The 21,372-nt window shown below is 70.2% G+C and carries 17 protein-coding genes; 10 read left to right on the plus strand and 7 right to left on the minus strand.

Annotated elements, in window-relative coordinates:
• From HII36_RS10605 to HII36_RS10615, 3 genes are all read left to right on the plus strand, one after another.
• The coding region (locus HII36_RS10605; protein ID WP_173522936.1) for a DUF998 domain-containing protein at window positions 1-467 on the plus strand (467 nt) is incomplete at its 5' end.
• 56 nt (window positions 468-523) lie between these two features.
• Window positions 524-2,713: a sensor histidine kinase gene (locus HII36_RS10610; protein WP_217369373.1), complete on the plus strand. Its 2,190-nt coding sequence runs from the start codon at window positions 524-526 to the stop codon at window positions 2,711-2,713.
• Complete coding sequence (locus tag HII36_RS10615; RefSeq protein ID WP_173522938.1) at window positions 2,710-3,084, plus strand: DUF742 domain-containing protein; 375 nt, start codon at window positions 2,710-2,712, stop codon at window positions 3,082-3,084. The genes HII36_RS10610 and HII36_RS10615 overlap by 4 nt, the downstream gene beginning before the upstream one ends.
• 52 nt (window positions 3,085-3,136) lie before the next feature.
• Here the strand turns inward: HII36_RS10615 and HII36_RS10620 are convergent, their stop codons facing one another.
• The 5 genes from HII36_RS10620 to HII36_RS10640 all read right to left on the minus strand — a co-directional run bounded on the left by HII36_RS10620 (window position 3,137) and on the right by HII36_RS10640 (window position 8,504).
• Window positions 3,137-3,709 carry a GTP-binding protein gene (locus HII36_RS10620; RefSeq protein WP_173522939.1) on the minus strand — a complete coding sequence of 191 codons (573 nt, stop codon included), beginning with the start codon at window positions 3,707-3,709 and terminating at the stop codon, window positions 3,137-3,139.
• Window positions 3,690-4,061: a DUF742 domain-containing protein gene (locus HII36_RS10625; RefSeq protein ID WP_173522940.1), complete on the minus strand. Its 372-nt coding sequence runs from the start codon at window positions 4,059-4,061 to the stop codon at window positions 3,690-3,692. Before HII36_RS10625 ends, HII36_RS10620 begins: the two co-directional genes overlap by 20 nt.
• On the minus strand, window positions 4,058-4,465 hold the full coding sequence (locus tag HII36_RS10630; protein WP_173522941.1) for a roadblock/LC7 domain-containing protein: 408 nt from the start codon (window positions 4,463-4,465) through the stop codon (window positions 4,058-4,060). The genes HII36_RS10625 and HII36_RS10630 overlap by 4 nt, the downstream gene beginning before the upstream one ends.
• Complete coding sequence (locus HII36_RS10635) at window positions 4,462-6,576, minus strand: sensor histidine kinase (RefSeq protein ID WP_173522942.1); 2,115 nt, start codon at window positions 6,574-6,576, stop codon at window positions 4,462-4,464. The genes HII36_RS10630 and HII36_RS10635 overlap by 4 nt, the downstream gene beginning before the upstream one ends.
• Window positions 6,577-6,827: 251 nt before the next feature.
• On the minus strand, window positions 6,828-8,504 hold the full coding sequence (locus tag HII36_RS10640; RefSeq protein ID WP_236003367.1) for an NAD(P)-binding protein: 1,677 nt from the start codon (window positions 8,502-8,504) through the stop codon (window positions 6,828-6,830).
• A gap of 403 nt (window positions 8,505-8,907) precedes the next feature.
• Between HII36_RS10640 and HII36_RS10645 the strand changes: the two genes are divergently transcribed.
• Both HII36_RS10645 and HII36_RS10650 read left to right on the plus strand, forming a co-directional pair.
• Window positions 8,908-9,549 (plus strand): hypothetical protein, encoded by a 642-nt coding sequence (locus tag HII36_RS10645; RefSeq protein ID WP_173522943.1) that lies wholly within the window; start codon window positions 8,908-8,910, stop codon window positions 9,547-9,549.
• 118 nt (window positions 9,550-9,667) lie between these two features.
• Window positions 9,668-10,840, plus strand: a complete 1,173-nt coding sequence (locus tag HII36_RS10650) for an FAD-dependent monooxygenase (protein ID WP_173522944.1) — start codon at window positions 9,668-9,670, stop codon at window positions 10,838-10,840.
• Window positions 10,841-10,857: 17 nt separating this feature from the next.
• Here HII36_RS10650 and HII36_RS10655 read toward each other — a convergent pair whose 3' ends face one another.
• Both HII36_RS10655 and wecB read right to left on the minus strand, forming a co-directional pair.
• On the minus strand, window positions 10,858-12,894 hold the full coding sequence (locus HII36_RS10655) for a glycosyltransferase family protein (RefSeq protein WP_173522945.1): 2,037 nt from the start codon (window positions 12,892-12,894) through the stop codon (window positions 10,858-10,860).
• 53 nt (window positions 12,895-12,947) lie between these two features.
• A complete protein-coding gene (wecB, locus tag HII36_RS10660) occupies window positions 12,948-14,078 on the minus strand; it encodes a non-hydrolyzing UDP-N-acetylglucosamine 2-epimerase (RefSeq protein WP_173522946.1) in 1,131 nt (376 codons plus the stop codon).
• 57 nt (window positions 14,079-14,135) lie between these two features.
• Between wecB and HII36_RS10665 the strand changes: the two genes are divergently transcribed.
• From HII36_RS10665 to HII36_RS10685, 5 genes are all read left to right on the plus strand, one after another.
• Window positions 14,136-15,806 carry a glycosyltransferase family 4 protein gene (locus tag HII36_RS10665; protein ID WP_173522947.1) on the plus strand — a complete coding sequence of 557 codons (1,671 nt, stop codon included), beginning with the start codon at window positions 14,136-14,138 and terminating at the stop codon, window positions 15,804-15,806.
• Between the two features lie 118 nt (window positions 15,807-15,924).
• Entirely contained in the window at window positions 15,925-17,187 is a 1,263-nt protein-coding gene (locus HII36_RS10670; protein ID WP_173522948.1) for a nucleotide sugar dehydrogenase, read from the plus strand.
• A 19-nt stretch (window positions 17,188-17,206) separates the two neighbouring features.
• Window positions 17,207-18,295, plus strand: a complete 1,089-nt coding sequence (locus HII36_RS10675; protein ID WP_173522949.1) for a glycosyltransferase — start codon at window positions 17,207-17,209, stop codon at window positions 18,293-18,295.
• A 43-nt stretch (window positions 18,296-18,338) separates the two neighbouring features.
• A complete protein-coding gene (locus HII36_RS10680) occupies window positions 18,339-20,156 on the plus strand; it encodes a DUF4434 domain-containing protein (protein WP_173522950.1) in 1,818 nt (605 codons plus the stop codon).
• 48 nt (window positions 20,157-20,204) lie between these two features.
• Window positions 20,205-20,870, plus strand: a complete 666-nt coding sequence (locus tag HII36_RS10685) for an NUDIX hydrolase (RefSeq protein ID WP_173522951.1) — start codon at window positions 20,205-20,207, stop codon at window positions 20,868-20,870.
• Window positions 20,871-21,372: the final 502 nt, after the last annotated feature.

The following is a 21,372-nucleotide window of genomic DNA, read 5'->3' on the forward strand; positions in this document are numbered from 1 at the left end:
GGCTGCGGGCGGTGGGGGCGCCGATCCGGGGGCTGCCCGAGAAGTTGCTGATGGTGTGGTCGGGGGCGTTGATCGTCGCCGCGGTCATCCCGACCACGCCCATCGGCCACGACCTGACCACGACCGCGCTGATCCACCGGTACGTGTCGGTGGCCGCGTTCGTGAGCCTGCCCGCGGCGGGGGCGCTGCTGGTGCCCAGGCTGGCCGCGCACGCCGAGTGGAAGCCGGTGGCCAGGACGGTCGAGTGGGTGACGCTGGCGGGCGGTTTCGGGGTGCTGGCGATCACGTACGTGGCGATGCCGGGCGAGCGGGTGCTGATCGGGCTGGTGGAGCGGCTGCTGCTGGGCGCCGAGGTGGGGTTGCTGGCCGTGCTGGCGGCCTGGCTGGTGCGGGTGGTGTGGGTCCGGCGGACCTCACAGGCCGCAAATTTCACGACTTATCACAGATTTATCGCTAGTCGATCTTAAAATGGTCCGATTTGCTGCTATTCTCTCCCGCGATCTTCTATCCGGGAGCGGGTGTCATGGCATCGGGCAGATCTATCAGGTTCAAGATCTCGACGCTGCTCGTCATCCCCCTGATCTCCCTGGTCGCGCTCTGGGCCTTCGCCGCGAGCACGACCACGGGTCAGGCGCTGAACCTGCTCAAGGTCGAGACGTTCTGGTCCGGTGTCATCAACCACACCGACGCCCTCGTCACCGACCTGCAGAACGAACGCCTGGCCTCCGCTGAGCGGCTGGCCGGCGTCGCCACCGACCCGGCCGCGCTGTCCGCCGCCCGGGCCAAGGCGGACAAGACCAGGAAGGCCCTGACCGACAGCGTCCTGTCGCAGGACGTCAGGGACTCGATGACGGCCGAGATGAAGACGCGCCTGCAAGGCGTGCTGGCCGCCGTGGACAACCTCTCCGACACCCGGCGCCGGGTGGACGAGGGCAAGCTCACCGGCAGAGACCTGATCACCAGGTACGCGACCGTCTCGGACGCGGTGCACCTGCTGTACTCCACGTTCACGATCAGCACCGACGTGGAGCTCTCGCTCCAGGCGCAGGGCCTGATCGCCGCCGACGAGGTACGCGAGCTGCTCAGCCGCGAGCACGCGCTGATCGTCGCGGTGAACGGCAAGATCGAGCACGCGGACATGCACCTGGTGGCCGGGATCGACGGCACCAGGCGCTTCCTGTTCCCCAAGGCCCTGGCCCAGCTCGACCCCGAGCTGCGCGCGCCGTTCGAGAAGCTGGAGGCCTCCTCCAGGTACGCCACGATGGAGCGGGTGCTCACCGGCTACATCGCGGCCCAGCCCGTCGACATGCAGATCTGGCGCGGGCTGGCCGACCCGGTGCTCAAGGAGTACACCGAGGCCGTCTGGAGCACCGGCGGGGAGCTGCTGTCCAGGATGGAGCCTGCGGGCGTGTCGATCCTGGTGCAGGCCGCCATCGCGGGCGCGCTGGGGCTCATCGCGGTCGTCTTCTCGATCTTCATCTCGGTGCGGCTGGGCCGCCGCATCACCAGGGAGCTGGCCGGCCTGCGCCGCACCGCGCTGGACCTGTCGGAGATCAGGCTGCCCGACGTGGTGGCCAAGCTGCGCAGGGGCGAGAGCGTGGACATCGCGTCCGAGGCCCCGGCCATCACCGTCGGCTCCGACGCGACCAGCGAGGTCGCCGACCTGGCCGCGGCGTTCGACAGCGTGCAGAGCACCGCCGTGGACGCCGCCGTCGAGCAGGCCAGAATGCGCGAAGGCATCGCGCAGGCGCTGCGCAACCTGGCCAGGCGCAGCCAGTCGCTGCTGCAGCGCCAGCTCAAGCTGCTGGACGAGATGCAGCGCCAGACCGAGGAGCCGGAAGCGCTCGAGCACCTGTTCAAGCTCGACCACCTGACCACCCGCATGCGCCGCCACGCCGAGGGCCTGGTACTGCTGTCCGGCGGCTCGGCCGGCCGCAGGTGGCGCGGCACGATCCCGATGGAGGACGTGCTGAGCGGCTCCGCCGCCCAGATCGAGGAGTACACCCGCGTCCGCGTCTACCCGATGCCCGAGTACGGGGTGTCGGGCGGCACCGTGGCCGACCTCATGCACCTGTTCGCCGAACTGATCGAGAACGCCACCTCGTTCTCCGCCCCGAACAACGAGATCTCCGTACGCGGTGAGATGGTCGGCCGCGGCTTCGCGGTCGAGATCGAGGACCGCGGCCTGGGCATGTCCGAGGAGATCCGCAGGTCCATCAACGAGCGGCTGGCCAGCCCGCCCGACTTCGACCCGGCGCAGACCGAGCGGCTGGGGTTCGCGGTGGTCGGCATGCTCGCCGCCAAGCACGGGATCAAGGTCACGCTCAAGCCCTCGCCGTTCGGCGGCACGACCGCGATCGTGCTGGTGCCCAGGACGCTGGTCGAGCACGTGCCCGCGCCGGTGGAGCCGCTGCGGTTCGAGTCGGTCTCCGTCTCCGTGGTCAGGCCGGACACCGAGACCACCGGCGACGGCGAGCTGCCGCGCCGGGTGCGCACGACCAAGCGGGGGGTGACCTCACCGGTCGGGCAGCCGCAGGAGCCGGTGCTGCCCCGCCGGGTACGCCAGACGAACCTGCCGCAGCGGCAGGAGCACGTGTCCCACGTACCGGAGGAGCGTTCGCCCGAGCAGACCAGGGCGCTGCTCTCCTCGCTTCAGTCCGGCTGGCAGCGGGGGCGCCAGGACAGCGATCAGGATGGGGGATCTCAATCGTGAGTCGCGACCACGAGTGGGTTGACGAGGAGGCCGGGCCTGTCGTGCGCCCGTACGCGGTGACCCGCGGACGCACCAGGCCCACGTCCGCCTCGCTCGACCTGCTGGCGACGGTCGGATTGACCGGGCTGCCGGTGCCGGCCAAGGCCGAGCTGAGCACCCAGCACCGGCGGTTGTTGAGCTGCGTGGCCGGAGGGAGCCGGCCCGTGGCCGAGGTGGCCTCGGAACTGGGGCTGCCGGTGGGGGTGATCAGGGTGTTGCTGAGCGACCTGCTCGATTACGGGCTGGTCGCGGTGCGTCCGCCGGTCGACCGGGGCGCCACGCCTACGGAGAGCCTGCTGCGTGAGGTGATCAACGGGCTTCGTGCCCTCTGACGGCCCGCGCCGGGGGGAACGGCGGCGCGGGGCCAAAGGGTCCGCAGGGGGATCAGTTCGCGGAGGTCAGAGTCCGCAGTGAGTGCTCGACCAGGGCGATCATGACTTCCTTGGCCGACGCGCGCCGCCGCACGTCGCACAGCAGCACCGGCACGTCGTCGTCCAGGTCGAGTGCGATGCGCACGTCGTCCACGCTGTGCCTGTCGGCGCCGTCGAAGCAGTTCACCGCCACCACGAACGGCGTGCCGCGCTGCTCGAAGTAGTCGACGGACGGGAAGCAGTCGGTCAGCCGCCGGGTGTCGGCGATCACGACCGCGCCCAGCGCGCCGTAGCTGAGCTCGTCCCACATGAACCAGAACCGCTCCTGCCCGGGCGTGCCGAACAGGTACACGACCAGGCCATCACGGATGGTGATGCGGCCGAAGTCCATCGCCACCGTGGTGGTGGTCTTGCCTTCCACGCCGTCGAGGTCGTCCACCCCGATCCCGCGGTCGGAGAGCACCTCCTCCGTGCGCAGCGGCTTGATCTCGCTGATCGCGCCGACCAGCGTGGTCTTGCCCACGCCGAACCCCCCGGCGATGAGGATCTTCAGCGCTACGGGGTCCTCAGAGAGCACGGAGTCCATTGATCACTTCCTTGAGAATGCGCTCATTCGTCCGCGACCCGGCCGATGAGGGTGAGGTCACCGAGACGAGGCCGTGGTCAAGCAGGTCGCCGAGCAGCACCCGGACGACGCCGACAGGCAGGTCGAGCTCGACGGCCAGGTCGGCCACCGAGATCGGGCTTCGCGCCGCCCGCAGAATGAGCTGTTGCTCAGGCCCCAGAGAGTCGTGGCCGGCGGAGGGGCCGCGTACGGCGCGCACGGTCGCGATGAGGTCGAGGCCCTCCCCAGAGGATCTCGTGCGGCCGCGGATGAGAGCATAAGGCCGGACGATCGGTCCCGCCTCCTCATCCATCCACTGCGGGCTGTCGCTCATGGCGTGCCCGTGCGCGGGTTGGTGGTGATGTGCTGGCCCACCCGCTTGACCAGCATCGCCATCTCGTAGGCGATATGACCGACGTCGACGTTCGCGTCGGCGATCACCGCGAGGCAGGTGCCCTGCCCGGCCGCGGTCACGAACAGGAACGCCGTCTCCATCTCCACGATGGTCTGACGGACGTCGCCGCCGCCGAAATGCCGCCCGGTGCCGCGCGCCAGGCTCTGGAAGCCGGCCGCCACGGCCGACAGATGCTCGGCGTCCTCGCGGGTCAGGCCCTTGGAATAGCCGACCGCCAGGCCGTCCGTCGAAAGGATCACGGCCTGGCGTACCGCGGCCACCCTGCTGGTCAGGTCGTCGAGGAGCCAGTTCAGCTCACCGGTGTTGGTGGTCGGCACACTCATGCGTCCCCCTCATCATTGTCTTCTTCTCGTGCGCGCTGATTGCCCCGCTGGAACGCGGAGAACAGGTCGCGTACCTCATCGGGAGAGCGTTCGGTCTTCTTCTCCTCCGGCTCCACGGCCGGCTCGGGAAGCTCTGCGGGCGCTTCCTTGAGCTGTGGGGCCAGATTGGCCTGTCGTACGCGCCGCGGCAGCCCGGCATGGCTTCCCGAGCTGACCACCGCGAGGGCTTTCTTCCTGGTACGCGCGGGCAACGCCGGCATGTCGTCGCCGGATTCGACCGCCCCTGGCTCGGTGACCAGCGTTTTCGGCACCAGCACGATGGCGGTCGTGCCGCCGAAGGGCGAGCGCCGCAGCAGCACCTTGATGCCGTGCCTGGCGGCGAGCCTGGCCACCACGAACAGGCCGAGCCTGTCGCTGTCGGCCAGGTCGAACTCGGGCGGGTCGGCCAGCATGGCGTTGAACGCGGCGTACTCGCTGGGCGACAGCCCGAGCCCGCGGTCCTCCACCTCGATCGCGTAACCGTTGCTGACCAGGTCGCCGCGCACCTGGACGGAGGTGTCCGGGGGCGAGTAGATGGTGGCGTTCTCGATCAGCTCGGCCACCAGGTGGGTCAGGTCGGTCGCGGAGCCGCCGTCGAAGGCGCTGTCCGGCATGGTCTCGACGTTGACCCGGGTGTAGTCCTCGACCTCGGCCACGGCGGCGCGGACGATGTCGATCACCGCGACGGGCTTGCGCCACACGCGGGCGGGGGCCGAGCCGGACAGGATGAGCAGGCTCTCCGCGTGCCGCCGCATGCGCGTGGTCAGGTGGTCCAGGCGGAAGAGCTCTTCGAGCTGGTCGGGGTCGTGCGTGCGGCGCTGCATGCCGTCGAGCAGCGCGAGCTGGCGGTGCAGCAGGCCCTGCTTGCGCCTGGCCAGGTTGAGGAACACCAGGCTGACGCCGCGGCGCAGCGCGGCCTGGCCGACCGCGGCCTGCACCGCGGTGTGCTGCACGGAGCCGAAGGCCCTGGCCACGTCGATGATCTCGGCGGAGCCGCTCACCTTGATGGCCTTGGTCTCCTTCCCCACGTTCACGTCCTCGCCCTTGCGTAGCCGTTCCACGACGTCCGGGAGCCGCTGGGTGGACAGTTCCAGCGCCGCCGAACGCAGCCCCGCCATTTCGGCGGCGAGGCGACGACCGAAGCGTACCGAGATGATGATCGAGGCGAGTACCGCGATCAGGCCGACGCCGCCGGCGAACGCGATCCTGGCCACGGTGCCGTCGACGGCCTCGCCGCCCCGCTCGGTCACGACCGCGGTCGAGGTCACGGCGACCTTGTCGAGCTGGGCGGAGAGCTTGTCGACCGCGGAGTTCCAGGCGCCGGCGTCGTCCGGGGGCTCGCCGGTCTTGATGACCTGGCCCTCCATGGCGGCGAAGGTGAGGAACGGCTCGCCGGCGAAGAGCTGCTCGTAGGACCTGCGCAGCTCGACGTCGAGTCCGGCCAGGCCGCGCGCGTGCAGGAACTTCCTGGTGGCCGCGTACTCGGTGAAGGCGGAGATCTCCGGCGCGGTCAGATCCTCGTCGAGCAGCGCCGCGGTGATCAGGGCGTGCTGCCTGGCGATGAGCTCGCGGGCGTGGCCCATGGTCTGCAGCGAGGCGGCCTGCTGGTAGAGCGCCAGGTCGGAGACGGAGACCAGGTGGTCGTAGAGCGCGTAGAGCGCGTCGAGGAGGTGGTTGTACTCGTTCAGGCCGGTCAGGCGGGAGCTGAGGCCGCCGTCGATGTCGGCCCGGATGGAGCCGAGCCGGTTGAGCCCGGTGGTCAAGGTGTCAAGTGGGCCGCCGAGGTCTTCGCTGACCGCGTCGCCGGCCTCGGAGACGGCCCGCTGGAAGTCGTCGATCGCCCGGTCGGTGCGGGCCCGCTGCGCGCCCAGGTCCTCGGTGAGCTTACGGGTGGTGAGCGCCTGGGCCGAGCGCACCCGCTCGCCCTGTAACTGAATTCCCAGCTCGGTGGAGGAGACCCCGAGGGTTCGGTACAAGGTGTCGGCTCGCAGCAGTGACTGTCCGTCGCCCATGGTGAGGTTGAGTACGAAACCCCAGAGCGCGCTCAGAGACAGGAGGGGTAGCAGCAGCAATAAAAAGATCTTGAACCGAATTGACCGGTTTCGCGAGCCCATGTCCCAACCTCGAGTCGAAGGGCATTTCCACACCTTGTGTAAATACACCTCCGGAAGATCGCACAGGAGACTAGCACCGTTTATGGCTCCGCGCAGTGGGAGGAACGCGATGATTACCGTGATTATTGGGGCAAGTTCCGGCGCTCTCGTTGATCACTCTCCGTCGAGCCATCGTGACCAGGGAAATCACGCCGACCAGACCCGGTCGATCACCGTGCCGCCGCGAGCTCTCGCACGGCCCGGCAGGCGGCGGTGATCGCGGCGTCGGTGCTGTCGGCGGGACCCGTGCCGGCGCCCGCGTCGGAGCCCGCGATGGCGATCCTGCCGAAACGGCGCCGCGCGGTGTCGGCCGGGTACGGGCCGCCGGGGTGGAAGGCGTCCCACGGGCGGCGGTAGCCGGCCGCGACCCCGTGCCCCCACCGGTGCACGGTGACGGCCTCGACGCCGAGGTCCGATCCCGCCCGGCCGAGCAGCCTGGCGAGCTGGTCGCGGACCGAGCGCTCCAGCTGCTCGAACGGCGTCCTGAGCAGTTCCCACCGGGCCGCCGCCGCCCCGGCGCGCGGGCCCAGCTCGGACCGGCAGGGCGCGGCGTACAGGCGCGCGGTGACCGAACCGTCGGCGGCCGGCGCGCCGAGCTCGCTCACGCACCAGTACGCCCCGGTCCAGCGGGTTCGCCCGGCCCGCCACGGCCCGGGCCCGCGCAGCCGCACGACGGCCTCCAGCACCGGCAGCCGGACGGCCGCGCGCAACGCCTGCCGCTGATCGGCGGGCAGATCGGGCACCAGGTACGGGATGAACGCGTGCGGGCAGGCCAGGATCACCGCTCCCGCGGTCACCGTCCTGACCTCGTGGCCGTCGAAGTAGCCGACGACGGCCGCCGGGCCCTCGTCCCTGGCCAGCACGACCGGGCTGGACAGGCGGACGCGGACCCGGTTGCCCGGCCGGTCGAGTTCGCCGTCGTGGATCAGCCGGCCGGTCAGCGCGCGTACCAGCGCCGGGCCTGGCGCGTGCCGGGCCGGGCGCTCGTCCCACCGCCTGCGCACGCCTGCCGCGTTGAACCTGGACGGCTTCCCGCCGTCGAGCCCCAGCCCGCGAAAGCCCGGATAGCCCTGGCCCCAGGCGTCGATCGCGCCGAACGCCCGGGCGTCGCAGGCCCACTCGCGGCTGGGCAGGCTCCGGCAGAAGCGTTCCACGTCAGGATGCACCCGGCAGATCTCCAGCAGGAACCGCGAGTACGTCAGCCCGGCCAGCCGCTCCTGCTTGTCCTCGGCCGGCAGCCCGGGGAACCAGTCGGGCGGGTCCTCGTGGAGCGTCCGCAGCTCCCGCCTGGCCCGCTCGCCGAGCGGCAGCCCGCCGATCCAGTCCTGGCCGAGTTCGACCAGCCGGTCGGCGCCGAACGTCTCGGCGTCGCACATGACGCCGTCGTACGCGGCCGGCTGGTGGTGCGGTGGCGCGGGCGGGAACCCGAGCCGGTCGAGCAGGTCCTCCGTCTCCGGGGACGGTGACCTGATCTCCCCCGAGCTCTCCGGCCCAGGGCCGCCGACCTCGTCGCGGTTGTCCAGGACGAGCACCCGCGACCCCGGATGCCCGCGCAGCCATTCGTGGGCCGCGCTCAGCCCGCTCACCCCGCCGCCGGCCACCACCAGGTCGTAGGTCTCGCCGGTGTGCGCGGGCGGCCCGGCGTACCGCCAGAAGCGGCCGTCGCGCAGCGCGTGCGGGACGGCCAGCGCCTGCGCGGTGTCCCCGAGCAGCCGGAAGGGCGGCTCGGCGAGCGACGGGATCCCGGTGGACGCGTACCCGCCGGCCGCGCACCCGGCGGCGGTCACGGCGATGCCGTCGAAGAAATCGCGGCGGGAAATGGCGCGGTCCATCCCGAGGTCGTCCATGTCGCCGATCCTCGGCAGCGCCGCCGAATGTCGCTCAGTGGCGCGCAGCGGGACGAGGAACATTTTGCGCGACCTATTACGGCGAATGCCCCTTTGGCGTGCTGTCTGGAATGCCGTGAACAGGGGGATCTGGGGTGGCCTGGACGCCGAGGCCCGGGAGCCCGAGCCCGCCGACCTGGAGCCCGTCCGGCCGTCGCGCCTCGCGACGCGACCGCCGAGGCGACCGCAGTGGCGGGCGCCCCTGGGGGCCGGTGAACCGGAAATCCCTCGTGAAACCCCCGAATTCCATTGATAGCGGCGTTGCTCGGTTGTCTGGTCGCCGATTCCTCTAGCGTTTTTTCTGATGCCGCCAGAGGAATTGGAGAAATTCATGCTTAAGGCCTTTTTCAGGATTTGTCTAAGCATGATGGTCGTTGCCGGTTGCGCGGCCGCTGATGAGCAGAAGTCCGGCCAGGCCGGGCAGCCGTCGCCGTCGGCGAGCGTGGACGCGGCCAGGCTGCGGGCCGCGCTGCTGCCCGTGCCCAAGGGCATGACCATCGCCTACGGCCCGGAGACCGGCGCGTTCGGCGCGCTCAAATCCACCCAGCAGGGCCTGGCCGCGGTACGCCAGGCCAAGCTGGAACGCCCGGAGTGCGCGGGCGCCGCCCAGCTCGACGCCGCCAGGCCGGAGGTCGCCAAGGCGCCGGCCGCGGTGATCGCCTTCGCCGCCCAGCGGGGCTCGATCACCCAGGCCGTGGTGTCGCTGCCGGGCACCGCGTTCCCCGACCCGCTCCCCGCGCAGTGCGCCGCCTACCAGGCCGACGTACGCGGCACGCAGGTCACGTACAAGACCCGTGACCTGCGCATGCCGCCACGCGGCGACCGGTCGCGGGCGTACCTGACCACGGCGGCGGGCGGCAAGCAGAACGCCCAGATCGGCTCGGTGATGATCAGGCGCGGGAACCTGATCATGAGCATGCTCGTGGTCGGGCAGCGGGTGAAGCCCCGTGGCCTGTTCGAGCTCGGCCGGCTCGCCGACCAGAACCTGGCGCGGGTGACCAGATAACACAGGTCACCAGATAACACGGGTCACCGGGAAGCACGGGGCGGTGCGCCGCCGGTGCGTACGCGGTGCGCGCCCTCGCCGAGTCTTGATTCATCGCAAGACGACGAGGGAGCACCCGATGAGCAAGAACATCCTGATCTCCGGCGCCAGCCTGGCCGGCCCCGCCACCGCCTACTGGCTCACCCGCACCGGGCACCGCGTCACGGTGGTCGAGCGGGCCCCGGCGCTGCGCGAGGGCGGCCAGGCGGTCGACTTCCGCGGCGAGGCGCACCTGACCATGCTGCGCAGAATGGGCATCCTGGAGGAGATCCGCCGCTGGCAGACCGAGCCGAGCGAGCTGCAGATCATCGACGGGACCGGCCGGGTCAAGATCAGCCTGCCCGCCTCGTTCACCGGCGGCGCGGTGGAGATCACCCGCGGCGACCTGAGCCGCCTGCTGCACGACATGACCAAGGACCGGGCCGAGTACATCTTCAACGACTCGATCGCCGCGATGACCGAGCGTGCCGACGGCGTCCACGTCACCTTCGAAAGCGGCCTGAGCCGCACGTTCGACCTGGTGATCGGCGCGGACGGGCTGCACTCCATCGTCCGCAGGCTGGCCTTCGGGCCTGAGGAGCGCTTCGTGCGGCCGTCCGGTTACTACGCCGCGCTGTTCAGCACGCCGAACCCGCTCGGGCGGAGCGGCAGCACGCTGCTCTACAGCGAGCCCGGCCGCGGCGGCGCCTTCAACGCGGACGCCGACGGCGCCGGCCTGCTGTGCGTCTTCGCCTCGGAGGCGCTGGACTACCACCACCGGGACGTGGCACGCCAGAAGGAGCTCGTCGCCCGCGCGTTCGCCGGGATGGGCTGGGAGATGCCCACGCTGATGTCCGGGCTGGCGGAGTCGCGTGACTTCTACTTCGACTCGATCAGCATGGTGCACATGGAGCACTTCACCCAGGGCCGGGTCGCGCTGGTCGGCGACGCCGGCTACGGGGCGACCATGGGCGGCATGGGCGCGGGCATGTCGATGATCGCGGCGTACGTGCTGGCGGGCGAGCTGGCGGCGGCGGACGGCGACCACGTCACCGCCTTCGCCCGCTACCAGGAGACCATCAGGCCCTACGCCAAGGCGTGCCAGAAGATCGCCGGCAACGCCGGCCCCTTCTTCGCGCCCAGGACGGCCCGCGGCATCAAGCTCCGCGACCTGGCGCACCGGGTGCTCACCAAGGGCCCTTTCCTGCGCCTGCTCGACAAGATGTCCACCAAGGCGGCCAACTCGATCGAGCTCAAGGACTACCGCATCTGACCCGCCCGGGCGGCCGCTCAGATGAGGACGTGCGCGTCCGGCCGCCCGACGAACGAGAACTGCGCGTTACGCGTCAGCTTGATGTGGTCGGCCTGCCAGGTGTGCATCGAGGTGTCGGCGCTGCGCCAGTAGACGAAGTTGAACCGGTCCGCCGAGTAGATCTTGACCCCGTCCTCCTTGAGCCGCCGCACCAGGTGGGTGTCCTCACCCCGGGTGATGTCGGCGAACCCGTACGAGCGGAACATCTCGGCCGTGCCGAGGAACGTCCCGCCCTGCACCAGGAACGAGTAACGATGCTCCAGCCCGGGCAGCCGCAGCATGGTGGTGTTGCTGCCCTCGAAGTAGGAGTAGTGCGCGCCCTTGCCGACCAGCTCGGCGTCGGAGTAGTCGAAGGCGCGCACCAGGTCCGACAGGTAGTGGTCGCCGTAGAGGTTGTCGTCGTCCATCTTGGCGATCAGCTCGCCCTCGGCGGCCGCGATGCCCAGGTTCATGCAGGCCCCGAGCGAGAGCTCGGCGGCGGCGGGCAGCACCACGACGTCCGTGATGCCGGCCATGCGGGCCTTGTCCGCGACCACCACGGGGTCGATGTCCAGGCCGTGCAGCACCATGACGAGCTGCAGCGGACGGTGGATCTGACGGGCCACCGAGGAGATGGCGTGCTCGATCTGCGAGGCGCGGTTGGTGGGCAGCACCACCGAGATCGACCGGGCGCGCGGCGCGGTGGCGTGGCCGAGCAGCTGCAGGATCTGGTCCACCCGGTGCGAGAACAGGTGCTTGTCGAACACCTCGCGCATCGCCAGGTGACCCATCCTGGCCCGCAGCTCGGGGCTGTTGATCAGGTGCAGCACCTGGTTGTACGACTCGATCGGCTCGCGCGCGATGGGGATGAGCTCGCCGAACGTCTCCTCGATCGCCCGCGACCAGCCGGTCACGACCGGGGTCGCGCAGGCCGACAGCTCGAACACGCGCCTGGCGCACATGGTCGGCGAGTCGAGCACCGAGTTGACGTTCAGGAACACCTTGTACATGCGGTAGGCGGCGAGCATCTGGTCGTAGGGCAGCTCGCCGACGATGTGCGGGCGGTACTTCTCCGGCCAGGCGTACTTCTCGTCCACCTCGCCGTTGCGGGCGAAGATGTGCAGGCCGAGCTCGCGGACCGGGTCGAGCACGGTCTCCATCTGCTCGCGGCGCTCGGGGTGCTTGTCGCGGAAGTACATGCCGGCGAAGACGACGTCGTGCAGCCGGCCCTGCTTCTGCTGGATCGGGTTGTGCACCCGGGGCTGGGCGGCGAACTGCAGCACGTCCACCCGGTCGTGTCCCAGAGTTTCGCGATATTTCGGCAGCATGTCGCCGTCGCAGGTGAACACGTAGTCGAACAGCTTGGCCGTGTCGATGAAGAAGTCGAAGTTCGGCGGGTCCTCCTTGTTCCAGAAGACCGTCGGGATGCCCTCCGACTTGCACCAGGCGACCAGCTCGCGCAGCGGCTCCTTGGGCGCGTTCGTGCCGGTCATCTGGTAGCGCCAGCGGCCCTGGTTGCCGTGCCAGGCCGACTCGCAGAACAGCAGGTCCGGACGCTTCTCCGCGAAGATCTCCGGCCAGTCCTTGAGCCCGAACTCGATCTGGTCCCACTCGTATTTGAAGGCCATCCTGGAGAAGTCGTCCAGGATGACGGCGACCTTCAGGTCAGGACGGTTCACCGGCCCCAGCGGCCACTTCACCGCCGGGACCTCGACCAGCGGCGGCCGGTGGTTGGCGAGCTCGGCCGCCTCGGCGACGGGCAGGGGCGGCTTGGGCGCCTTCTCCCTGGACCGCACCGCCTCGACGATCTTCCCCGGGCTCTTGGTGCCCAGCGCCTCGCCCAGCTTGAACGTGCGCTTGGCCTGGGTGGCCTCCAGCTTCCACGCCGAGTAGGCGGCCTTGGCCTCGGCTATCTCCAGGCGCCGGCGCAGCTCCCTGACCTCGGCCTCGTATCGCTCGACGAGCTTGCGCTCCTCGGGCAGCCAGTTGACGGGACCGAGCCGCTGGAAGGTGGGCTCGTCAGGGGTTTCGGCCATGGGGGAACCAATCGCTCTAGCGGAGATATGTCATGGTACGGGGGGTTGGCCCGTTATTCCGAGCGAATGGCCTGGGAAGCCGGCGCCAGATTGTCGCCCTTCAGCCAGGCGGCGATCACCGTGGCGATGCGCGGGCCCGACTTGCCGTCCCACAGCACCGGCAGCTCGCCGGCCGGCGTGGCGGCGCCGTCGGACAGCGCCTTCTCCGCGGCCGCGGGCAGGAGGGCCGGCGTGACCAGGCGGTTCGTGCCGTGCGTGACCGTGATCGGCCGCTCGGTGTTGGGCCGCAGGGTCAGGCAGGGCACGCCCAGCATGGTGGTCTCCTCCTGCACGCCGCCCGAGTCCGTGACGACCAGCGCGGCCCCGCGGACGAGTGAGAGGAAGTCCACATAGCCGAGCGGCTCGACGACCTTGATCGTCTCGCCGTCCACCAGACCGGCCTCGGCCAGGCGCGCCTTGCCGCGCGGGTGCACCGGCACCACGATCGGCAGCTGCCGCGAGACCTCCAGGACCGCGTCCACCAGCTCCTTGGCTGCCTCGGCGGTGTCGACGTTGGCCGGACGGTGCAGGGTCGCCACGGCGTAGCGCGCGGGCAGGCCGAGCCGGGCCGCCACCGGCGCCGGGTCCAGCGACGGCAGGGCGGAGAACAGGCTGTCGATCATCGGGTTGCCGACCAGGTGCACCTTGGACGCGGGAACGCCCTCGGCGGCCAGGTAGGCCAGCGCCTCGGGCGAGGTGGCGAACAGCAGGTCGGCCAGCGCGTCGGTGACCACCCGGTTGACCTCTTCCGGCATGCCCCGGTCGAACGAGCGCAGCCCCGCCTCCACGTGCGCGGTCTTGATGCCCAGCTTGGCGCAGACCAGGATCGCGGCCAGCGTGGAGTTCACGTCGCCGTAGACCACGACCAGGTCCGGCTCCTGCTCCAGGCAGAGCTCCTCCAGGCCGACCAGCAGGGCCGCGGTCTGCTTGGCGTGGGTGCCCGAGCCGACCGCCAGGTTCGCCACCGGTTCCGGCAGGCCGAGGTCGGCGAAGAAGACGTCCGACATCAGCGCGTCGTAGTGCTGGCCGGTGTGGACGATGCCCTGCCGCACGCCGAGCTCAGCGAGTGCTCGCACCACCGGGGCCGCTTTCACGAAGTTGGGGCGAGCACCCAGTACGTGCAGGACCAGGGGGTTCTCCCTCATTGACCTCGCCTTTCATAGCGGAAGGGAAGAAAACGTTGCCTATGGTACGGTCACCGCGTGGCATCCGACGCCAGTCGTCAAGACTCCTCCAAGGTTTCCGCGAAGTCCGCCCGAGCAGGCGTCGGTGGACTTCTCAAGGGCTTCGTCCAGCATCCGATCATCGTCTCCCGCGTCGTCGTGACGAAGGTCAAATCCGACCCCGTCCGGGTGGCCCAGGCCGCCGCCGACGCGCTTCCGCCGCGCCTGCGTCCCGTCGTGGGCAAGGTGGCCTGGCCGGCCGCGCGCCAGGCCAGGCGCATGGTGCGCAAGCTCGGCATGCGCATGATCAAGGCCCCGTGGAACGAGGCGAAGGAACACTGGGACGCCGGCCGGGTCAGCCAGGCCGCCGAGGCGCTCGACGCGCACGCCAAGTACCCGTTCGTCAAGCGCAGGGCCGCCTACTACCGGGGCGAGCTGGCCGCCATCAGCCCTGAGCCGATCCCTCCCGGCCCGAAGGTGGCCATCACCGAGCGGGTGGCGGGCCGGGTGCTGCACCTGGTCACGAACGCGCTGCCGTACACGCAGGCCGGCTACACCGTGCGCACGCACCGCATCGTCACCTCGCAGCGGGCCGCCGGGCTCGACCCGCACGTGGTCACCAGCTGGGGCTGGCCCATGCTGCAGGGGCACGCCGACGCGCCGCCTTTCGAGGAGATCGACGGCACCCCGTACCACCGGCTGCTGCCCGACGGGCGCGGGGAGATGCCCTTCGAGATGCGCGGACGCATGATCAAGGGCGCGGACGAGGTCACCAAGCTCGTCACCCAGCTACGCCCGCAGGTGCTGCACGCGGCCACCGACCACCGCAACGGCTCTGTCGCGCACGCCGTGCGCGACAGGACGGGCACCCCCTTCGTGTACGAGGTCCGCGGCTTCCTGGAGGAGACCTGGGCCTCGCGTGACCCGATCCGGGTCGGCAGCCAGCGGCACGTGCTCCAGCGCGAGCGCGAGGCGTTCCTCATGCGCGAGGCCGACGCGGTCGTGACGCTGGCCGAGACGATGGCCGTGGAGATCGTCGAGCGCGGGGTGCCCAGGGAGAAGATCCACCTGGCGCCCAACGCGGTGGACGATTCCCTGCTGAGCGCCCAGTACGACGGCGCCTCGTTCCGCCGCGAGTACGGCATCGCCGACGACGAGATCGTGGTCGGCTCGGTGTCCAGCATCGTGGCCTACGAGGGTTTCGCCACCCTGCTGCGGGCCGCCGCGCTGCTGCGCGACCAGCGCAACCCGGTCCGGGTGCTGATCGTGGGCGACGGCACCGAGCGCGAGAACCTGCTCACCCTGGTCGGGGAACTCGGACTGAGCGACGCGATCCTTCCGGGACGGGTCGGCCCGGAAGAGGCGCTGCAGGCCCAGGACGCGATCGACATCTTCGCCTGCCCGCGAGAGGACCTGCGGGTTTGCCGACTTGTTACGCCATTGAAACCCGTCGAGGCGATGGCGCTCGGAAAGCCGGTGGTGCTCAGCGATTTGCCTGCGTTGTCCGAGTTGGTGGGCTCTGACGGGGCCGGAATGCTGGTCGCGCCCGGCGATCCCGCCGCACTCGCCAAGGCGATCGCGGATCTTCGTGAAGATCCCGCACGCCGCGCGGAGATGGGTGAAGCCGGTCGCGCGGAAGTGGCGGCGAAGCGCACCTGGGGCCGCGTTGCCGAGACTTATCAAGCTCTATACCGATCTCTTGCGGAATGATGACCTCCAAGTTGGCTGTCTGTTGTGACGGGTTCGGTCGCATTAGGCGTGAGCTAGGTGGACTTGAGATAACCTTTGCGACCATGAAGTGTTGTTTCCGGCTCTCTAAGGCACAGCTGTGACAGAAATCGACTTGGCTGTCATCGGCCTGGGCTACGTCGGCATGCCGCTCGCCAAGGAGGCAGTGGCCGCCGGCCTGCGGGTCGTGGGCGTGGACGTCGACCGGAACAAGGTCGACGCGCTCAACGCCGGGCAGTCCTACATCGATGACCTCACCGACGCCGACCTCGAGCACATGCTGGCCAACGGGTTCAGCGCCACGCTCGACGAGTCAGTGCTGGCCAAGAGCAACACGATCGTCATCTGCGTCCCCACGCCGCTGGACGAGGACCACCGTCCGGACCTCTCCGCGGTCGAGGGCGCGACCAAGTCCGTCGCGCGCAACCTGAGCAAGGGCACGCTGGTCGTGCTCGAATCGACCACCTGGCCGGGCACCACCGACGAGGTGGCCCGCCCGCTGCTCGAAACCTCGGGCCTGGTCGCCGGCGAAGACTTCCACCTGGCCTTCTCGCCCGAGCGCATCGACCCGGGCAATCCCAAGTTCGGCCTGCGCAACACGCCCAAGGTCGTCGGCGGCTTCACGCCGACGTGCCGCGACCGGGCGACCGCGTTCTACGGCCAGTTCATCGAGCAGGTCGTGCCGGTCAGCGGCACCCGCGAGGCCGAGATGGCCAAGCTGCTCGAGAACACCTACCGGCACGTCAACATCGCACTCGTCAACGAGATGGCGATCTTCTGCGACGAGCTGGGCATCAACCTGTGGGAGTCGATCGAGGCGGCGGCCACCAAGCCGTTCGGCTTCCAGAAGTTCCTGCCCGGTCCCGGCGTCGGCGGACACTGCATCCCGGTCGACCCCTCGTACCTGTCCTACACCGTGCGTAAGCTGGGGTACCCGTTCAGGTTCGTGGAGCTGGCACAGGAGATCAACGAGCGGATGCCTTCCTACGTGGTGGCCCGCGTCCAGCGATTGCTGAACAGGCATAAGAAGCCCGTGAACGGCGCCAGAGTGGTTATGCTCGGCGTCACTTACAAGCCGGATATCGCGGACGAGCGTGAGACCCCGGCCCTGCCCGTGGCGCGTGCGCTGCTGGAGCTGGGCGCCGAGCTCTCGTTCGCGGACCCGTACGTCAAGGAGTGGTCGGTCGACGGCACGCAGGTGCCGCGTGAGGAGGATCTGGCCGAGGCCGTGGTGAACGCCGACGTGACGCTGCTGCTGCAGCAGCACGCCGCGTTCGACCTCGACATGGTCGAGGCGAAGGCCAGGCTCGTGCTCGACACCCGCGGTGTTCTCACCGAGGGTGAACGCGTCGAGCGGCTGTAGCGACGGAGGGCTGCGCGCAGTGCACGTGCTCGTCATGACGGTGGTGCATAACCCCGAGGATGCCCGGATCCTGCACCGGCAGATCCGCGCCCTCGTGGATGCCGGTCATGAGGTCACGTACGCCGCATCCTTCAGTGCGCACGGCGTCGTCCCCAGGCCGTGGGTCACCGGCGTCGACCTGCCCAGGGCGGCGCAGCGCAAACGGCTGGCGGCCGTATGGGCCGCAAGACGGCTGTTCAAGCGCATGCGCGACAAGGTGGACCTGGTCCTCATCCACGACCCCGAGCTGCTGTTCGCGGTCTGGGGCGTGCGTAACAGGCCGCCGGTGGTGTGGGACGTGCACGAGGACACCCCGGCCACCCTGTCGCTCAAGCCGTGGCTGCCGGCCCCGCTGCGGCCGCCCGCGCGCTTCCTGGCCCGCCTGCTCGAAGGCACCGCCGAGCGTCACATGCACCTGCTGCTGGCCGAGACCGCGTACGCGGGCCGGTTCAAGCACGCCCACCTGATCGTGCCGAACGAGACCTGGGTGCCCGACTCGGTCACCCCGCCGGGCGACGACCGGGTGGTCTACCTGGGCTGGCTGTCCAGGGCCAGGGGCGTGGCCGAGGCCATCGAGGTGGCCAAGCTGCTGCAGCCGTACAAGGTGGCGGTGGAGCTCATCGGCTACGCCGACCCGCAGAGCCGTCCGGTGCTCAACCAGGCCGTCACCGAGGGCCTGCTGGAGTGGCGCGACTTCATGCCCAACGACGAGGCGCTCAAGCGGCTCGACGGCGCCCTGGCGGGCCTGTCGCTGCTGCACGACGAGCCGAACTACCGGCACTCCATGCCGACGAAGATCGTCGAGTACATGGCGCACGGCATCCCGGTCATCACCACGCCGTCGCCGCGCGCGGTCGAGCTCGTGGAGCGCTACGACAGCGGCGTCGTGGTCCCGTGGGAGGACCCCAAGGCCGTGGCGCAGGCCGTGCTGACGCTGCGCGACGACGTCAGGGAGCGGCGGGCCCAGGGGGCGCGCGGCTACGCGGCTGCCCGGGCCAACCACCACTGGCCGAACTCCGCCAAGCGTTTCGTGTCCCAGCTCGAGGCCTGGGCGGGCGTCAAGCAATAGCCGTTTATTCTCGGCACATCCAGAGGGCGGTAGGTTCCTGAACGTGCGCTGGCTGTTCGTGCTCGTGGGCGCGGTCGCCCTGGCCGCGGTCGCGGCTGTGGTCATCGTGCTGCCCTCGTCCTCGGAGCGGCCGCCCGCCGCGTCGCCGCCGCCGTCGCGTCCGGCCACCTCGCCGGCGCCCAAGGCGAGCGAGTTCACCGACCCGTGTGGCACGTTCGAAACGGACAAGGAGGCGTCCTACGCCGTCACGGGCTACTGGATCACCCCCAAGTCGAACCCGTGCACCTGGCGTCACCAGCTCCAGGAGATCCACCGGGTCGGCGGCGACACGATCATCAGGATCGGCTACGGCCTGCAGTACCGCTCGGTCCGGCCCGACGACGGCGCGATCCTGCTCAAGGACGAGAGCGACGTCGACCCGCTCTACCGTGGCTGCGAGGCCGGTGGCCTGAGCTGCACCCAGCTCATCGACCAGGCGCTGAAGAAGGCCGCGCCGGGCAACCGGGTCAGCCGCACGTACGTGTACCGGACCGACGAGGCCTTCGGCAAGGACCTGTTCCGCTGCCCGGGCATGGAACGTACCGTCGACGGGGGCAAGCGCGTCTACTACCTGGTGGTCACCCCGGAGGACGGCTCGGACCCGGCCTCGTGCGACTTCGGCAAGGGCCAGAAGTACGACCTGATCGTGATCGCCGGCTCGCCCCCCGGCAAGGACAGCCTGGGCGAGCTGCTCGACCTGGCCGACCGGTTCGACATGCGGGTCTACCCGGCGCTGCCGCTGGCCCCCCGCGACCCCAAGACGCCGACCAGGGCCAACCCGAAGCACCTCATCACGCTGACCACGCTGACCCGCCGCATCCTGCAGGACTACGGCCTGCGCTTCGCCCAGCGGGCCTCGCTCGGCGGGGTGTACCAGCCGTTCGAGGTGCAGATGGGCGCCACCCTGGTGTCCAACCCCACGCTGGACGTCTACGCCACCCAGCACAAGATCGTCGAGCAGGAGCTGCCCGGCAAGGACATCCTGATCAGCCCGTACCTCGACGCGCGCAAGCGGGTCGGCTTCGGCCAGACGCCCGCCCAGGTGGCCGAGGCGTTCAAGGCGCTGGCCAGGACCGGGGTCGGCATCATCGCGCCGCAGGACAGCCGGGGCACCGGCAAGGTGGGCCTGTTCTGGCCGGACGAGCGCGACGACGAGGTGGACGAGCGGCTGCGGCCGGTGGTGGGCGAGTCGACGTACGGCACGGCGTACCACGGCTCCACCCGCGACTACTACCGCGAGATGGCCCAGGCCCGCAGGCAGATGCTGCAGGAGGGCCACGAGGTGCAGCTGTGGGCCAACGTCGAGGCGTTCGAGCCCTCGGGCGACCGGCCCTGCGCGCCCCAGGGCACCCGCGGCAAGACCGACAAGAAGCGTCTGGACCAGGCCGTGGCGATGGCCGGGCGGTACGTCCAGAAGATCGTTTCGTACATGTGGAGCGACTTCCTGACCTGCGGCTCGCCCTCCCTGGAAGAGGAGATCAGGAAGGACTGGACGCGTCCGATCGCGGTGGACGCCATCAGGCGCCCGCGCGACGTCCAGGACGGCGTGGAGGTGCGCGGCTACAGCCTCAAGTCCGGCACGGTCACCGTGGAGTGGTCGGGCGGCGTCAAGGAGCTGAACGTGGCCGCGGAGGGCTGGTTCGAGGAATACCCGGTCGACGAGCAGGACGACGGCATGGAGGCGCTGCCCGACGGCATGCAGACCGCCTGGGTGCCGTTCGACTGGGCCCAGGTGCCGGCGGGCGAGTGGGTGCGCATCGGCGTCAAGTCCGACTCCGGCCTGCCGGCCAACGAACTGTTGCACGTGCGGATCACGACCTGATCCTGCTTCCGTTCGATGGCGACCGCACCAGCGTGTAACGTGCCGAGCATGGTCCCGAGCATCCCGGTCAGCGTCGACCTGGTCGTGCTCACCGTACGCAACCACGCGCTCAGCGCGCTGTTGTGGCGGCGCGACAACCCGCCGTTCCTGCGCCGCTGGTCGCTGCCCGGCGGCTTCATCCAGCTCGACGAGGACCTGCCCGCCGCCGCCGCCCGCATCCTGGCCGAGCGGGCCGGTCTGCCCGGCGCGCCGGTGCACCTGGAGCAGCTGCAGACCTACGGCTACCCCGACCGCGACCCGCGCCAGCGGGTGCTGAGCGTGGCCTACCTGGGGCTCGCGCCCGACCTGCCGGCCTCGGAGAAGGCGCACATGAGCTGGCAGCCGGTCGACTCACTGAGCGTGATGGCCTTCGACCACCGGCGCATCATGCTGGACGGCATCGAGCGGGCCAGGGCCAAGCTCGAATACACCTCGCTGGGCGCGGCCTTCTGCCCGCCCGAGTTCACCGTGGCCGACCTCAGGCGGGTCTACGAGATCGTCTGGGGGCGGTCGCTGGACCCGCGTAACTTTCACCGCAAGGTCACCAAGGCCGAGGGCTTCCTGGTGGAGACCGGGGGCACCACCACCAGAGACGGGGGGCGTCCGGCCAAGCTTTACCGTCGGGGGCCGGCCGAGCTGCTGCATCCGCCGATGCTCCGGTCGCTCAAGGAGTAGCGGCCCGGAAGGGCGTGGTATTGCGCGTGGGGGCGCTTCGCGCGTGACAGCTTCAGGCGTTCTGCCGGTCGGGGCGGGCCCCGACTCCTGTAGGGCCTCACTTCGTTCGGGCGTCCTGCTGAGGGGCGCTTCGCGCCCGGGCGCGGGCTTCGCCCGGCTCGTCCAAGCACGGTCTTGCGCGTGGGGGCGCTTCGCGCGTGATAGCTCCAGGCGTTCTGCCGGTCGGGGCCGGCCCCGACTCCTGTAGGGCCTCACTTCGTTCGGGCGTCCTGCTGAGGGGCGCTTCGCGCCCGGGCGCGGGCTTCGCCCGGCTCGTCCAAGCACGGTCTTGCGCGTGGGGGCGCTTCGCGCGTGACAGCTTCAGGCGTTCTGCCGGTCGGGGCCGGCCCCGACTCCTGTAGGGCCTCACTTCGTTCGGGCGTCCTGCTGAGGGGCGCTTCGCGCCCGATGCGGGCTTCGCCCGCCTCGCGCGTTCTGGTGAAGCGGTTGGGTGTTCACTCTC

It is taken from the genome of Nonomuraea antri (assembly GCF_013283785.1).
In the GTDB taxonomy this organism is placed as follows: Bacteria; Actinomycetota; Actinomycetes; order Streptosporangiales; family Streptosporangiaceae; genus Nonomuraea; species Nonomuraea antri.